This is a genomic window from Streptomyces sp. NPDC044106, from assembly GCF_056433985.1.
The window spans coordinates 54,673-69,103 of the sequence record NZ_JBWKFZ010000003.1; the positions used below are offsets into that span (position 1 = coordinate 54,673).

Sequence of the window (14,431 nt, forward strand, 5' to 3'; positions counted from 1 at the left end):
GGGGCGCGGGGAACTGCGCGATCAGCCACGACGGAGCCGCAGACGCGCCTGCCTGCGGCGGCAAGCATGGCGGGTGCGGGTCCGCTTTTGGTTGCCCGCGCCGTTCCCCGCGCCCCTCACGGGGCGCTACCGCAGGCTCCCCCAGGGGCGCGGGGAACTGCGCGATCAGCCACGACGGAGCCGCAGACGCGCCTGCCTGCGGCGGCAAGCATGGCGGGTGCGGGTCCGCTTTTGGTTGCTCGCGCCGTTCCCCGCGCCCCTGACGGGGCGCTACCGCAGGCTCCCCCAGGGGCGCGGGGAACTGCGCGATCAGCCACGACGGAGCCGCAGACGCGCCTGCCTGCGGCGGCATCTACGGCGGGTGCGGGTCCGCTTTTGGTTGCTCGCGCCGTTCCCCGCGCCCCTGACGGGGCGGGCCTCAGCTCTTTTCGAAGCGGAAACCCACGCCCCGTACCGTCGCGATGTACCGGGGATTCGCCGCGTCGTCGCCCAGCTTCTTGCGGAGCCAGGAGATGTGCATGTCGAGGGTCTTGGTCGAGGACCACCACGTCGTGTCCCAGACCTCCCGCATCAGCTGGTCACGGGTGACCACCCGGCCCGCGTCCCGGACCAGGACCCTGAGCAGGTCGAACTCCTTCGCGGTGAGCTGCAGCTCCTCGTCGCCCATCCACGCGCGGTGCGACTCGACGTCGATCCGTACGCCGTGCGTGGCGGGCGCCTCCTTCGGCTCGGTGGAGCCGCGCCGAAGCAGGGCCCGGACCCGGGCGAGCAGCTCGGCGAGGCGGAACGGCTTGGTCACGTAGTCGTCGGCGCCGGCGTCCAGGCCGACGACGGTGTCCACTTCGTCGGCGCGCGCGGTCAGGATGAGGATCGGCACCGTGAGCCCGTCGGCGCGCAGCCTTCGCGCCACCTCGAGGCCGTCCATGCCGGGCAGTCCCAGATCGAGTACGACAAGATCGACACCGCCCTGCAGCCCGGCGTCGAGAGCGGTCGGGCCGTCCTCACGCACTTCGACCTCGTAACCCTCCCTGCGCAGGGCACGGGCCAGCGGCTCCGAGATGGACGCGTCGTCCTCGGCGAGCAGTACACGGGTCATGGGGTGATGGTAGTCCGCACTGGACAACGCTCGGGAGGTGCTCGCACAGTGGAGGGAGACGCCTGCGGCTGTGGGAAGCGATTCTGAGAAACACCTTTGATTGTGTGCTGTTGGTTGCAGCGAAACCTGTGATCCATGTCTCAAGTCCTTCCATATGCCTCCCTGGGGTGTCGTATGGTGACCCAACGCCTGATGCACTACCCAAAGGACCTTTGGCCCACTGTGCGGCCTTAGGTCTCTTTTATGTGCGGGTCGGCCCCGGCCGGCCTTGAAAGGAATGACCTGTGGTCGGGCCCTGAGCGCGAGGATGCGCCAGGGTGTGGATCCCGGAGTCGCCGTTCCTCGTCCCTTCTCACGGGACGAATCTCCCCTGGGCGTGGGGTTGGACGTTCGCGACAACGGTGCCGACCGCCCCCCACCGGGCGCGCACACGCTCCTGCCGCGCGTCCCGAACCCACGAGGATCGACCATGGCGTCCAGCCTGACGAAGGACTCCGCCAGTACCCCTGGCACCGAGAAGACCTTCTTCGGCCACCCCCGCGGACTGGCCACACTCTTCATGACCGAAATGTGGGAGCGGTTCTCCTACTACGGCATGCGCGCTCTGCTCGTGCTCTACCTGGTCTCCGGCGGCGCCGACGCGGCCACCGGCAGCCAGGGCGGCGGTCTCGCGTACACCGCGGCGGCCGCCACGGCCATCTACTCCGTCTACGTGGCCATGGTCTATCTCATGGCCATGCCCGGCGGCTGGATCGGCGACCGCGTCTGGGGCGCCCGCAAGACCGTCGCGATCGCGAGCTGCGTGATCGTCGCCGGCCATGTGTGCCTGGCCCTGCCGAGCTCGGTGATGTTCTTCGTCGGCCTGGCCCTGGTCGCGGTCGGCTCGGGTCTGCTGAAGGCCAACATCTCGACGATGGTCGGCCAGCTCTACAGCGACCCGAAGGACCTCCGTCGCGACGGTGGCTTCACCATCTTCTACATGGGCATCAACCTCGGTGCCTTCGCCGCGCCCTTCGCCATCGGCATCCTCGGTGAGAAGGTCAACTGGCACCTGGGCTTCGGCCTGGCCGCCGTAGGCATGGCGCTCGGCGCGATCCAGTTCATGGTCGGTTCCCGGCACCTCTCCGCGGAGAGCAGCCTGGTCCCGAACCCGCTGTCGGCCGAGGAAAAGCGTGGCGTCATCGTCAAGACGCTGGGTGCCGTCGCCGTCATCGCGGCGTTCTACCTCGTCGTGGCCTTCACCGACGTCTACCGCCTGACCCTGAACTGGGCGCTGCTCCCGATCACCGTCGCCGGCCTGCTGATCCCCGTCGCGGTCCTGGTCAAGATCAAGCGGGACAAGGAGCTCAACACCGAAGAGCAGACGAAGATGACGGCGTTCATCTGGTTCTTCGTGGCCGCCGCGATCTTCTGGATGATCTTCGACCAGGGCGCGTCGACGCTGTCCCTCTTCGGTGACTCCCACACCTCCCGGGACATCTTCGGCTGGGAGATGCCGAACACCCTGTTCCAGTCGCTGAACCCGGGCTTCATCATGCTGCTCGCCCCGGTCTTCGCCGCGCTGTGGATCAAGATGGCCCGCAGCAACCGCGAGCCCAGCACCATCGTGAAGTTCTCCTTCGCCCTGGTGATGGCCGGCGCCTCGTTCTTCGTGTTCCTCGTCCCGATGGGCATGGCCACCGGCGACACGAAGGTCACCATGTGGTGGCTGGTGCTGATCTTCCTGATGCACACGGTCGCCGAACTGTGCCTGTCCCCCGTGGGTCTCTCCCTGACCACGAAGATGGCGCCCGCGAAGTACGCCTCCCAGATGATGGGTGTCTTCTTCCTCGCCGTCACCGCGGGCGACAGCGTGACCGGCATGCTCGCCATCGCCGGCGTCGACCTCAACGGCCGGGGCATGGTCGCCCTGGAGGCCACGGCCGCGGTGCTCGCGGGCATCTCGGTCTACATGGCGCGCAAGAAGGTCAGCGGGCTCATGGGCGACGTGCGCTGACCCGCCGTTCACCTTGATCCCTCCGTGGTGGTCTCGTCTGCACATGCCGACGAGGCCACCATTTTCATTCATGTGACGCGACGACCAACGAGCTACGCCTGGTGGGCGTATTTGTCCATACGGATGCCATGGGGCCGCGATCGTGGCGGTCATCAGCGGTGGCAGGCTCCCAGCATGGCCGCCGACCTGGAGCACTGCGGGCGAACACTGGAGCACTGCGGGCGAACAGGGGAACGCGTCGCCACTCGCACAGGTGGCGCGCAGGGGTTGTGCGGGAACCGGACGCCCGCGCGGTGCAGCATCTCGCCATGTGTCGTACGTTGCTGAGCCTGGCCCTCTGCGGGGCGCTGCTGTCGTCCAGTGCCGCCGCCGAGGCGGCCCCCGAGCCGCCGCACGGGCGGCTCGTCCATTACGGGGGACATCCCCGTCAGAACATCACGGTGTACGGCGAGGCCGGCCCTCCGCTCGTCATCGTGCACGGCGGCTACTGGTCCAAGGACACCGACTGGAGCGGCTGGGCGCGGTGGTTCGCGGCGCGCGGCTTCACCGTGTACGACACCGACTACCGGCTGACCTCGGACGCGGCGTGGCCCGCGCAGCGCGACGACGTCCTTGCGGCGCTGCGCTGGGTGCGGCGCCGGGGCGGCGGCGAGACGCTGCCGCTCGTGCTCGGGTCCTCGGCGGGCGGGCACCTCGCCCTGCAGGCCGCGACGTACGGGGCGGGGCGGTCGCGGGTACGGGGGGTCGTGGCGCTCTCCCCCGTGGTGTCGCCGTACCGCGCCTGGAAGGACGGCGCGAGGTCCGGCGCGTCCGCCGAGCGCCGGAAGCTGCGCAGGGCCGCCGAGCGGCTTGCGGGGTGCGTGCCGCGGCGCGGTGCCGGGCGGAGCTGTCTGGCGCGGTGGGACGACCTGTCCGTCACGTCCCACGCGTCGGGCGCGAATGACGCGCCGCTGCTGCTGATCCACTCGACGGGCGATTTCGTGCCGCCCTCGCACTCCGCGGAGCTTGCGCGGGCGCTGCGGCGGGCGGGGCCGGTGGATGTGACGGTGCGGACGGAGGCGGGGGCCGGGCACGGCGGGGCGTTGCTCCGGGGCCGGGGCGTGGCCCAGTCGGTACGCCACTGGCTCCGCGCCCATCTGTAGCCGCGCTGCGGGCGCCGGTGCGGATTGGGGTGCGGTCCGGTGCGGATTCGGGTGCGGGTCGGCTCGGGTTGCTCGCGCGGTTCCCCGCGCCCCTGGGAGATTCCCGCGCCCCCAGACGCCCTGCGGAAGCCGACCGGGCACGCCACCGCGACTGCCTCCGGCGGAAACGGGGCGGGTGCCGGCCGGCCTCGGTTGCTCGCGCAGTTCCCCGCGCCTCTGACGGGGCGCCGACGCAGGCTCCCCCAGGGGCGCGGGGAACTGCGCGGCCAGCCACGTACTACCCGCACCCGCCAAGCGCTAGCGAAGCGTGCCCCGGCGCCTGGGGAGGAACGTGAAGACCGCGCCTCCCAGGAGGATCACCGTGCCGGCGACCAGGCCGAGCGCACGGAGCGCGCCGTCGTGCTCGGCGCCGGTCTCCGCGAGGCCGCCACCGGACGCGGAGCCGCCACCCGACGTGGAACCGCCACTGGACGTGGAACCGCCACCCGTGGTCGAGCTACCCGTGGTCGAGCCACCCGCGGCGGAGCCGCCCGGTTGCGCCGCCGTGTCCAGTTCCAGGGAGACCTCACTCTTGGTCGGCGTGCACGTCGTCGTCGTGCCCAGCGCCTTCACCGTCAGGACGCCCGGCGAAAGCGTCGACTTCCCGTCCGCGCCCGGCTTGTACGTGCCGGTCAGGTCGGGGATCGTCATCGGGTCACCGGACTTGATGGGCGCCTTGTTGGTCGGACCCTCGACATGCACCGTGCCCTTGTCCGCGCCGCCCAGCGCGACCTCCATCGACGGCTTCACGGAGTCCGCGGGGATGTCCGCCGGGCTATCCATCACCGCCTTCTTGAACTGCACCGTCAGGCCGTAGCTCCCGCCGTTCTTCTTGGCGTTGATCTGGACCGGCGACGTCGCCTCCTTGTCGCCGATGGGCGTCTTGCACTTGTACGGGGTCCGGACCTCCTTGCCGGGGAAGTCGGTCTGCCCACCGCCACCACCGGACGTACCACCACCGGACGTACCGCCACCGCTGGACGTGCCGCCGCCGGAGGCACCCGCGGACGTACCCCCGGAGGACCCGGCGGTACCGCCCGAGCCGCCCCCCGAGCCACCCGAACTCCCCCCGCCCACCGTCACCTTGATCGTCGCGCCCGGCTTCACCTGCTCCTCGGGCTTGCACTTCGTGTCGGTCGAGATCGGCTTGCTGACGTTGATGTCGTACGCGTCCGGCGTCAGCGTCACCTCGCCCGGCGCCGTCAGCTTCAGCTTGCCCTTCATGTCGGACAGGAGCATCGGGCTGTTCTTCTTGATGGGCGGGTTGACGCGCTCACCCGCCACCGCGAGGTCTCCGCTCTGCCCGCCCGTCACCTTGATCGTGCCCGTCGGCTTCACCGTGTCCTTGTCGAGGTCGAGGACGTCGGGGTTGTTGGACGCGGCCTGCGTCGTCTTCCACACGATGTCGACCTCGTCGCCGACCTTCGCCGTGGCAGGCGCGGTGATCTCCGCCTTGGTCGTGCCGTGCACGGGTGGCAGGCCGGAGATCGACGGGGGTATGCATTCGGTCTTGTAGGCGACTTCGGCGGCCCGGGCGGGGCCGGCGGACAGCAGCATGCCGCCCGCTCCGCCCAGCAGGAGCGCGACCGAGGCCGCGCCCGCTCTCCGTCGATGCGTGATCACGTGGTTCCCTTCGTCGGACTGTTGTCGGACGGTGCGGAGAGCCGGCCCGCGGGTGCGCCGGGGTCTGTGTCGGGGGTGAACCAGGGCAGCGCGGCGGTCGTCGGCTCCCCCGCGCCGGGACCGGTGGCGGGGCCGGGGGCGGGGGCGCTCGTGCCGGGGCTGCCTGGCTGCCGCGTGCGGGCCCGCCGGTCCGCCTCCACCGCCCCCTGCGGGAGCCTCAACCGCGGCAGCCGCCGAGCCAGTTCGGCCAGCCGCCCGGTGCGGTGGCGTCCCGTGTGCGAGCCGCGGCGCCGGTTCGGGCGGAGCCGGTCGACGAGCACCATGCCGACGCGGAAGACGGCCGCGGGCACCACGACGCAGAGCAGGATCCAGAAGACCGTCACGCCCCAGGGGCGGCCCACCCCCCACGGCTGCTCGGCCAGCACCCTCCCGCCGAACTTGAGCGAGACCAGGTAGTCGCCGTGCGCGCCCGCCGAGAGCTCCACCGGCAGCTCGATCCGCGCCTTCTCGCCGGGCGCGATGGTGCCGCGCCACTGCTGCTCCTCCCACTGCGGGGCGAACACGCCGTGGGAGGTGCCGACCTGGAAGACCGGGTCCTTGACGGGGGCCTGGCCGACGTTGCCCACGGTGAATGCGAGCTTGCGCTGCGGCGGGGCGCCGAACCAGGTCAGGGCCCCGCTTGAGCCTTCGAGGCCGGTGTCCGTCAGAACGGTGAGCCTGCCGCCGCCCGCCTGCTCGGGCAGCGCCTTCACGGGATGCCCCGCGACCTTCAGTACGGCGTCGACCTGCTGCTTCTCCCCCGTCACCGTCGCGACGTGGACGACGCAGGGGCAGGGCTCGGGCGGCTCAGCCACGGGCAGCTTCCTGCGGAAGGCACCGTCCGCGTCCGTGGTGACGGCCCGTCCTTCGGAATTGGCACAGGAGTTGGTGCCGCCGACGACACCCCTGCCCGGCTCGGACCGACCGCAGACGAGCATCATCAGGAGGGCGTCGGGCCGCCACCCCGCGCCCCTGACGGTGACGGAGCCGCCCTTGCCCGCCTGGGACGCCGAGAGCCGCACGGTGGGCGCGGGCCTGTCGTCGGCGGCGGACGCGGACGCGGAAGCCTGCGTCGGCAGCAGCGCGAAGCCGAGCACGGCGAGCAGCGCCAGCAGGGCCGGGCCGACCCGCCCGCTGTGCCCGACCTGCCCGGCCTGCCTCTTCTTCCCGTTCACAGTTCCTCTCCCGTCCCCGCTCGGGCCATCTCCCGCGTACCGTCCGTACCGTCCGCGCCCCCGCTGTTCTCCCGTCCGGTCACCGGGCCGGACTCCTGAAGGCGCCGCCTCCGTCCGCGTACGAGGGCGATCACCGCGCCCGCGACGCCGAGCAGCAGCGCGCTCCCGCCCGCCACCGCACCCCACGGCACGAAACGGGCCGACGCCGTGGCGCTGTCGCGGGCGCCGCCCGATGCCGTGACCGTCAGCTCGACGTCGACCGCGTCGAGCGCGGGAGCGTCCCGCCAGGGCTCGGTCAGGGAGACCCGGCGGCCGGGCATCAGCTCGACCGGCAGTGTGCGTGCGGGGCGGTCGATGAGCGTGCCGAAGACACCGTCGGCGTGCACCGCGAGCTTGGGGGTCAGCACGGTGTTGCCGCGGTTGACCAGGTCGTACGTGACGCGTCCTGCGTCACCGTCGACCTTGACGCGCTCCACGGTGAGCGCCGGGAGCGTCGGTCCGCCGACCCTCAGGTGCACGCGCACGCCCACCGTGCGGCCGCCGCCGCTCACGACGATCGCGCCCGGGTGGTCGCCGGGCAGCGCGTCGGCCGGGACGGTGACCGTGAGCGGCACCTCGGCGCGGGTCCGCGGCGGCACCTTCACCCGCCGTTCCGCGAAGGTGAGCCACGCCCCGGTCTCCTTCGGCCTGCCCTTGGCCGGGGTGATGGAGACCGCCCCGGAACCGGTGTTGTCCGCGTCGGCGCCCCGCAGGGTGACGGTGCGGGGTTCCGGGCCGGGGTTGGTGACGGACAGGGTGTCCTGGAGCACCGTGCCGGGGGCGCCCTCCGCGTAGAAGGCGGGCCGCCCGTCCTTCGCGGGGCGCGCGCCGCCGCCGCTGCCCGTGGAGGGTGCGACGGACCACTGCGCGGAGCCGCCGCCGTCCGCGAGCGCGGGGGCCGCGGCCGTCGTCACCAGGGCGGCGGCACACAGTACGGCCCCCGCTGTGGCCCGCACCGCGGCCCGTGCTCCGGCCCGTGCTGAGGACGGCATGGGCGGCTTCGGCGGCATCGGCGGCTCCCTGATCTCCTCGCGTGAACCCGTGTCTTCCGGCCGGCGCTGCCCGGTCTACCGCGAACGCGCCGCCTGGTTCCTGCGGGTCAGCCAGAGCGTGCCTGCCGCGCCGGCGAGCAGTACGGTGCCGCCGAGCGTGCCGAGTGCGACGGCGGAGTCCGCGGGGCCGGTCTGCGGGAGCTCGCCGCCGGAGGGGGCGCTGTTCGAGTCGCCCGAGGTGCCGGAGCCGCCGGTCGAGCCACCCGTCGTACCACCGGATCCGGAGTCGGAACCGCCCGAGCCGCCGGAGCCGCCGGAGCCCTTGACGTCCAGTTCGAGGGACGGCTTCGGGCTGTTGGACGGCGTGCACGTCGTGGTCGTGCCGAGTGCCTTGATCGTGAGGACCCCGGCGGTGAAGGTGACCTTGCCGCTCTTCTTCGGCGTGTACGTGCCCGACAGGTCACTGATCTTGATGGGGGTGTTGGCGGGGATCGCCGCGGAGTTCGGCGCGCCGGAGACCGGCACGGTGCCGCTGTCGGCCCCGCCCACCTTGATCACCGCGCTCGGCTTCATCGCGCCCTTGCCGAGCTCCACGGGGCTGGAGGAGACGCCCTTCTGGAAGGACATGGTGAGCTTGTAGGCGCTGCCGCTCTTGACGCTCTTGATGTCGATCGGCGAGACGGCGCCCTTGTTGCCGATGGGCGTCTTGCACTGGTAGTTGACGTCCTGGACGGTGGCCTGCGCGGCGGGGGCGGCCAGCAGCACCGCTGAGCCGCCGGCCAGGGCGGCGGCAAGCGCGAGCGCGGCCGATTTCTTCGTGTGCGACACCTCGTTGTCCCCTCATGCCGGTCGTGGCGTGCCGCGGTGCGGAGTTGCCTGTGTTGCTGACGGCACATCAGATTGGGCGCTCAAGGTACGCCCGGGGCCTTGTCGAGGGAAGACAAAGGACGCGCCGGATCCGTAGTGATCCGGCGCGTGTGCGAACCGTGGGTAACGGCGGCGTGTGCGCGGCGTGAAACCGGGCGTGGCCGTGGTGTGCGGCCCGAGGGCGGGCGACCGCCGCATACGAGGAACTAGGCCGGCGCCCCCAGCTCCGCCCATACCGTCTTGCCCGCGACCCCGGGGGTCCGGACGACGCCCCAGTCCAGACAGAGTCGCTGGACGATGAACATGCCGTGCCCGCCGGGCCGCCCCGCGCGGTGCGGGGTGCGCGGCGCGGGCTGGCCCGTGCCGCGGTCGGTGACCTCGATACGCAGCACCTTGCCGTCGCTGGAGAGCCAGAGCTCGTCCGGCCCCTCGGCGTGCAGGCAGGCGTTGGTGACCAGCTCGGAGACGACGAGGAGGACGTCCTCGGCCGCGGCGCGCCGGTCGGCGCCTTCCGCGGGCAGCCAGCCCCAGGCGTGCAGCGCCTCACGGGTGTAGTCGCGGGCAAGTGGCACGATGCCGCTCGCGCCGTCCAGGCTCAGCCTGCGGACCTGGCGGCCCGCGGGCGTTCCGGAGACCCGGTCCGCAGGAGCTTCCGCGACCACGGCCTCGGGCTCCGGGCCGCGGTCGCCCGGCGAGTAAGGCCGGGTGGTGCTCATCAGCGCTTCACCTCACCGACAAGAGGGCTGAGGACTCTGGAGAAGTAGAGAACTCTGGGCGAGTAGGGGACATCGGCTGCTTGCCGTTCTGACTGTTGACGTGAGGTCCGTTGTCGACGGATCCAGGTCTCTCCTGCCCGGACGAACCGTGAGAACACCCACTTGTTCGGCGCGGTCCTTGTGACGCTGGTAACGCCTTGATCACGCAGAGACAACTGCCGCGTAACTTTCGCGCGTGACCTTCACGGACTCACTCACCGAGCGCTTCCTCGAGCGTTTCGTGGAGCGTGAAGACGGCCTCAGCGCCGGTGATCTCGAAGACCCTGGCCACCACCGGCTGCATCCCGGCCAGGTGGACCCCGCCGCCCGCGGCCTCCGCCTTGAGGCGCGCGCCGAGCAGGACGTTGAGCCCGGTGGAGTCACAGAACTCAAGACCCGAGCAGTCGACGACAAGTCGCGCGTACCCATCTTCCAGGCACTTCTCCAGTGGTTCGCGCAACACATCGGCGGTGTGGTGATCCAGCTCACCCGCCGGGGTCACGACGGCACTCGTGCCCGTCTTTCGCACTTCGACCAGAAGCCGGCCCCTGTGCGTACTGCCGACCGTCCCGCGGTCCATCGTCACTCTCTCCGACCGTCGTGGCTGTTGATGACGCCCTTGAACATTACGCCCTCGCCGCCGTCCGGGGTACCCGAACATCCCCCTGAATTCGGACATTTCGGCGCAGAACGCACTTGCGACTGACGCGCGGAAGCGGGTAGGGGTAGTAGAGACAGCAATCGACACGGACGGCTTTGGAGGCGCCGCACACCGCAGTGCACGTATTGGCATCGGCAGCCATATGCCGAGAATGATGGAGGACACCATGTCACCCCGGCTCGACGAATCGCATACTGACCAGGCGACGTCGACACTCCCGCCGCACCGCTCCGCAACCGCGATCCCGGGCCCCGCCCACGAAGCCCTGCCCGCCCCGAACGCCGTGGAAGAACTCCACGACCTTTCCGGGCTGCCCGAGATCCCGCCGTACGACGAGGTGGGGCCGCTGGACGCGAGGGCCCTGTCCAAGACCCTCTTCGAGCGCTTCGAGTCGCTCGAGGAAGGCACACACGAACACGCGTACGTCCGCAACACCCTGGTCGAGCTGAATCTCGCCCTCGTGAAGTTCGCGGCCTCCCGGTTCCGCTCCCGCAGCGAGCCGATGGAGGACATCATCCAGGTCGGCACGATCGGCCTCATCAAGGCCATCGACCGTTTCGAACTCAGCCGCGGTGTGGAATTCCCCACGTTCGCGATGCCGACGATCGTCGGTGAGATCAAGCGCTTCTTCCGCGACACCAGCTGGTCGGTGCGGGTCCCGCGCCGCCTGCAGGAGCTCCGACTGGACCTCGCCAAGGCGGGCGACGAGCTCGCCCAGCAGTTCGATCGCGCCCCTACGGTGGGCGAGCTCGCCGAGCGCCTGGGCATCTCCAACGACGAGGTCGTCGAGGGGATGGCCGCGTCCAACGCCTACACGGCCAGCTCGCTGGACGCGCAGCCCGAGGAGGACGACTCCGAAGGCGCGCTCGCGGACCGCATCGGCTACGAGGACCACGGCCTCGAGGGCATCGAGTACATCGAGTCGCTGAAGCCGCTGATCGCCGAACTGCCGCCGCGCGACCGGAAGATCCTCTCGCTGCGCTTCGTCGCCAACATGACGCAGTCCGAGATCGGCGAGGAGCTCGGCATCTCCCAGATGCACGTCTCGCGCCTGCTCTCGCGCACCCTCGTCAAGCTCCGCAAGGGACTGACGGTCGAGGAGTGAAGCGGCGCCGTCGCTTCGCCGCGCCGCGCCCGAACGGCTTGCCGTGCTCGAACGGCTCTGAGGGGCCCGCCTGTTGAAACAGGCGGGCCCCTCATCGTTCCCCTGCCCCCGCGGCCCCGCCTCACACCCGGGCGAGCACCGCCGCCCGCGAACGGCTCAGGACCAGGGCGCCGAGTACCGCGCCCCAGCAGACGAGGACCAGGAGCGGGCGCAGCCATGGCGTGCCCGCGCCGCCGGGGGTGACGGCCGCGGCCAACTGGTCGAGGCAGTGCGTCGGGAGGTAGTCGGCGGCCCGGCGCAGGCCCGTGGGGAAGTCGTCGAGCGGGAACCAGAGGCCGCCGAGCAGCGCCAGCGGGAAGAACACGCCGAGGCAGGTGAACTGGGCGGCCTCACCCACCGCGAGGAGGCCGACGGCCAGCCCCGCGACCACGAACACGACGCTGGCCCCCCAGATGACGGCGAGGGCGGCGAGCCAGTCGGCGGCGGGCATCGACACGTCGTTGACCGACGCGCCGAGGGCGAAGACCACCACGGTCGCGGGCAGGGTGGCGAGCCACGCGGTGAGGGCCTTGGCGCCCAGGTAGGCGCGGCCCGAGAGCGGGGTCAGGAGGATCTGCCGGGCCCAGCCCTCGCCCCGTTCCGCGCCGAGCCGGATGCCCGCGCCGTTCAGCGCCCCGAAGAACGCGCCGGACACCGACATGGAGAGCATGTAGTCGCGGGCGAAGTGCGGGCTGTCCGAGATGGCGTCGGACGCGACCACGGTGAACATCAGGTAGAAGCCCGCGGAGAACAGCACGGAGAAGGTGAGGAAGTAGCCGCTGCGGATGAGGCACAGGGTGTCCAGCTTCGCGTAACGCAGCACGTCAGCGCTCCTCTTCGAGCAGGGAGGCGACGGCGTCCTCCAGGGACGCCGACGTGAGGGCGACGCGGCGGGGCACGGTTCCGGCCGCGCCGCCGGCCTTGGCGTAGAGCGCGGCGAGCGTCGCGTCGCTGTCGGCGGTCGTCAGGACGTGCGTGCCGTCGTCGTGCTTCTCGGCGGTGCGCACTCCGGGCAGGCCGCGCAGCATCCCGTCGGGCAGCGGCTCGTCCGTGCGGAAGGAGACGCGGCTCTCGGTGAAGGCCGAGCGCAGCGCGGCGACCGTGCCGTCCGCGACGATCCGTCCCGCCCTGAGCACCACGACGCGGTCGGCGAACCGCTCGGCCTCGTGCAGGTAGTGGGTGGTGAAGAGGACCGTCGCGCCGTTCCTGGCGCGTTCGTCGAGGATCTCCCAGAAGCGGGCGCGGGCCGCCACGTCGAGGGCGACGGTGGGCTCGTCGAGGAAGAGCAGCCGCGGCAGCCCCGCGAGGGCGAGTCCGAGGCGCAGGCGCTGCCGCTCGCCGCCCGACAGCTGCGTCACCTGCCGCTTGCGCAGCTCCCCGAGGCCGCACTCGGCCAGCACCTCATCGGCGCTGCGCCGGGCGTACAACCGGGTGACCAGGGTGAGGAGTTCGCCGACGCGGACGTTGCGCATCAGGCCCGACTCCTGGAGCATCGCGCCGAGTTCGCCCGCCGCGAGCGCGGGGCCCGGCGGGCCGCCGAGCACCTCGACGGTGCCCGCGCTCGGCCGCAGCAGGCCCAGCATGACATGGGTCAGCGTCGTCTTGCCCGCGCCGTTGGCGCCGAGCAGCGCCACCCGCTCGCCGCGCCGTATGTCGAGGCCGACCCCGGACAGGGCCCGTACCCGGCCTCCGCCGCGCCGCCGGATGACGTCGACATCGCGTACGCGCACCAGAGCATCTGCCGCCGCCATCCTCGCCCCTCGCCCTGTTCCGACGTTCCGACGTCCCGAGCTGCGCCAGAGTAGCAGTAGATCGTTTATACAAAAGGCGCGGAATCGATTTCCCATGACATTTGTCATCGGTAATTGATGACGGACCCTCTGGAATCCTCCGTTGACAGGCGAGCTCTCCGCTTCCAATACTTTGGGAACTTGTGCGGAACAACCCCCATTCGCGTTCCGCGCTTCTCCGATAAATGATCCGGGAGGTGAATTCACTTGAAGATCGAGAGCGTGATCGTTGTCGAGCACCGCAGTTCGGCCCTGCAGCCGGGCCTGGTGTCCGCAGCCGACGGTGCCGCCTTCGGTGTCGTGGTGCCCGGGGCGTCCTCCTGCTGCGCAGGCTGTACGTCCACGTCCTGCGGGGCCGTGGTGCGCCCGCTGGCGTGAGCGACAAGGGGTGCCGGGCGCACGGGTCCGGCCCGGCACCTCCAGGGGCGCCCCGTTCGCCGCAGGAAGGAGAGAGATGATTCCCAAACCCGTCATCATCAATGTGCCCGTCGACGACGTCGACGCCGGAATCGAGTTCTACGAGGGGTTTCTCGGGCTCCGGCTCGCCCGCTCGCTCTCGCCCGACCAGATATCTTTCCACGCGCCGGTATCGAGCGACGGGATACTCCTCACCGTCAATAAGCGGAATTTCCCCGGCGAGGGCGTGACAGTGATGTTCGCCGTCGAGGACATCGACGCCGCGCTCGCGTCCTGGACCGCGGCGGGCGGTACCGTCGTCGCCGGTCCGTACGACCTTCCCCTCCCCCGCAGAATTCGCGACGAGTTCCGCGACCAATTCCGGGACAGCCCCTTCTACCGGGGTGAGGCGGGCGATTCGATGGGCCGGGGCGCGAGCCTGCACGACGCCGAGGGCAACCGCATGGGGATCGTCGAGCTCAGCGAGTGGGCGCACGCGACGTTCGCCCTCGGCGCGTACGCGAACCCGGTCAGCGAGGAGCAGTTGAAGGACCAGTCCATCGCGCTCGCCCGGCGGGTGCCCGCCACCACCGAGATGTTCGACACCGAGACGGTCGGCGCAGCAGGCGACCGGGACGACCGGGACGGCTGAGCGGCACCGGTCAGGAGGGCCCACC

Annotated in this window: 14 protein-coding genes; 5 read left to right on the top strand and 9 right to left on the bottom strand. The window is 71.1% G+C overall.

What is annotated here, in order from left to right; all coding sequences use genetic code 11:
• Positions 1-418: 418 nt before the first annotated feature.
• Entirely contained in the window at positions 419-1,096 is a 678-nt protein-coding gene (locus AC07DI_RS05430) for a response regulator transcription factor (protein WP_384263922.1), read from the bottom strand.
• Between the two features lie 469 nt (positions 1,097-1,565).
• On the opposite strand from AC07DI_RS05430, the gene AC07DI_RS05435 reads away from it, so the two are divergent.
• Both AC07DI_RS05435 and AC07DI_RS05440 read left to right on the top strand, forming a co-directional pair.
• Positions 1,566-3,092: a peptide MFS transporter gene (locus AC07DI_RS05435; RefSeq protein ID WP_478902362.1), complete on the top strand. Its 1,527-nt coding sequence runs from the start codon at positions 1,566-1,568 to the stop codon at positions 3,090-3,092.
• 308 nt (positions 3,093-3,400) lie between these two features.
• The gene (locus AC07DI_RS05440) at positions 3,401-4,234 is read left to right on the top strand and encodes an alpha/beta hydrolase (RefSeq protein WP_384263918.1); all 834 of its coding nucleotides are present in this window, start codon (positions 3,401-3,403) and stop codon (positions 4,232-4,234) included.
• Positions 4,235-4,531: 297 nt separating this feature from the next.
• Here AC07DI_RS05440 and AC07DI_RS05445 read toward each other — a convergent pair whose 3' ends face one another.
• From AC07DI_RS05445 to AC07DI_RS05470, 6 genes are all read right to left on the bottom strand, one after another.
• Positions 4,532-5,830, bottom strand: a complete 1,299-nt coding sequence (locus AC07DI_RS05445) for a hypothetical protein (protein WP_478902842.1) — start codon at positions 5,828-5,830, stop codon at positions 4,532-4,534.
• A 62-nt stretch (positions 5,831-5,892) separates the two neighbouring features.
• Positions 5,893-7,110 carry a hypothetical protein gene (locus tag AC07DI_RS05450; protein WP_478902364.1) on the bottom strand — a complete coding sequence of 406 codons (1,218 nt, stop codon included), beginning with the start codon at positions 7,108-7,110 and terminating at the stop codon, positions 5,893-5,895.
• Positions 7,107-8,159 carry a COG1470 family protein gene (locus AC07DI_RS05455; protein ID WP_478902365.1) on the bottom strand — a complete coding sequence of 351 codons (1,053 nt, stop codon included), beginning with the start codon at positions 8,157-8,159 and terminating at the stop codon, positions 7,107-7,109. The genes AC07DI_RS05450 and AC07DI_RS05455 overlap by 4 nt, the downstream gene beginning before the upstream one ends.
• A 57-nt stretch (positions 8,160-8,216) precedes the next feature.
• On the bottom strand, positions 8,217-8,969 hold the full coding sequence (locus tag AC07DI_RS05460; protein ID WP_478902366.1) for an LPXTG cell wall anchor domain-containing protein: 753 nt from the start codon (positions 8,967-8,969) through the stop codon (positions 8,217-8,219).
• Positions 8,970-9,214: 245 nt separating this feature from the next.
• Positions 9,215-9,724: an ATP-binding protein gene (locus tag AC07DI_RS05465; protein WP_384255626.1), complete on the bottom strand. Its 510-nt coding sequence runs from the start codon at positions 9,722-9,724 to the stop codon at positions 9,215-9,217.
• A gap of 250 nt (positions 9,725-9,974) precedes the next feature.
• Positions 9,975-10,343, bottom strand: coding sequence for an STAS domain-containing protein (locus tag AC07DI_RS05470; protein ID WP_478902368.1), 369 nt, complete (start codon positions 10,341-10,343; stop codon positions 9,975-9,977).
• A 247-nt stretch (positions 10,344-10,590) separates the two neighbouring features.
• Between AC07DI_RS05470 and AC07DI_RS05475 the strand changes: the two genes are divergently transcribed.
• Entirely contained in the window at positions 10,591-11,529 is a 939-nt protein-coding gene (locus tag AC07DI_RS05475) for an RNA polymerase sigma factor SigF (protein WP_478902369.1), read from the top strand.
• 121 nt (positions 11,530-11,650) lie between these two features.
• Here AC07DI_RS05475 and AC07DI_RS05480 read toward each other — a convergent pair whose 3' ends face one another.
• Both AC07DI_RS05480 and AC07DI_RS05485 read right to left on the bottom strand, forming a co-directional pair.
• A complete protein-coding gene (locus AC07DI_RS05480; protein ID WP_384255621.1) occupies positions 11,651-12,391 on the bottom strand; it encodes an ABC transporter permease in 741 nt (246 codons plus the stop codon).
• A 1-nt stretch (position 12,392) separates the two neighbouring features.
• Positions 12,393-13,319 (bottom strand): ABC transporter ATP-binding protein, encoded by a 927-nt coding sequence (locus AC07DI_RS05485; RefSeq protein WP_478902371.1) that lies wholly within the window; start codon positions 13,317-13,319, stop codon positions 12,393-12,395.
• A gap of 246 nt (positions 13,320-13,565) precedes the next feature.
• Between AC07DI_RS05485 and AC07DI_RS05490 the strand changes: the two genes are divergently transcribed.
• Together AC07DI_RS05490 and AC07DI_RS05495 are read left to right on the top strand one after the other, a co-directional pair.
• The gene (locus AC07DI_RS05490; protein ID WP_157877838.1) at positions 13,566-13,736 is read left to right on the top strand and encodes a hypothetical protein; all 171 of its coding nucleotides are present in this window, start codon (positions 13,566-13,568) and stop codon (positions 13,734-13,736) included.
• Positions 13,737-13,812: 76 nt separating this feature from the next.
• Positions 13,813-14,406 carry a VOC family protein gene (locus tag AC07DI_RS05495; protein ID WP_384255616.1) on the top strand — a complete coding sequence of 198 codons (594 nt, stop codon included), beginning with the start codon at positions 13,813-13,815 and terminating at the stop codon, positions 14,404-14,406.
• The last annotated feature ends 25 nt before the right edge of the window (positions 14,407-14,431 follow it).

Excerpts from the sequence above, each read along its gene's own strand:
- AC07DI_RS05430 (WP_384263922.1), bottom strand. The coding sequence starts at position 1,096 with ATGACCCGTGTACTGCTCGCCGAGGACGACGCGTCCATCTCGGAGCCG.
- AC07DI_RS05435 (WP_478902362.1), top strand. The coding sequence starts at position 1,566 with ATGGCGTCCAGCCTGACGAAGGACTCCGCCAGTACCCCTGGCACCGAG.
- AC07DI_RS05440 (WP_384263918.1), top strand. The coding sequence starts at position 3,401 with ATGTGTCGTACGTTGCTGAGCCTGGCCCTCTGCGGGGCGCTGCTGTCG.
- AC07DI_RS05445 (WP_478902842.1), bottom strand. The coding sequence starts at position 5,830 with ATGCTGCTGTCCGCCGGCCCCGCCCGGGCCGCCGAAGTCGCCTACAAG.
- AC07DI_RS05455 (WP_478902365.1), bottom strand. The coding sequence starts at position 8,159 with ATGCCGCCGAAGCCGCCCATGCCGTCCTCAGCACGGGCCGGAGCACGG.
- AC07DI_RS05465 (WP_384255626.1), bottom strand. The coding sequence starts at position 9,724 with ATGAGCACCACCCGGCCTTACTCGCCGGGCGACCGCGGCCCGGAGCCC.
- AC07DI_RS05470 (WP_478902368.1), bottom strand. The coding sequence starts at position 10,343 with ATGGACCGCGGGACGGTCGGCAGTACGCACAGGGGCCGGCTTCTGGTC.
- AC07DI_RS05475 (WP_478902369.1), top strand. The coding sequence starts at position 10,591 with ATGTCACCCCGGCTCGACGAATCGCATACTGACCAGGCGACGTCGACA.
- AC07DI_RS05485 (WP_478902371.1), bottom strand. The coding sequence starts at position 13,319 with ATGGCGGCGGCAGATGCTCTGGTGCGCGTACGCGATGTCGACGTCATC.
- AC07DI_RS05495 (WP_384255616.1), top strand. The coding sequence starts at position 13,813 with ATGATTCCCAAACCCGTCATCATCAATGTGCCCGTCGACGACGTCGAC.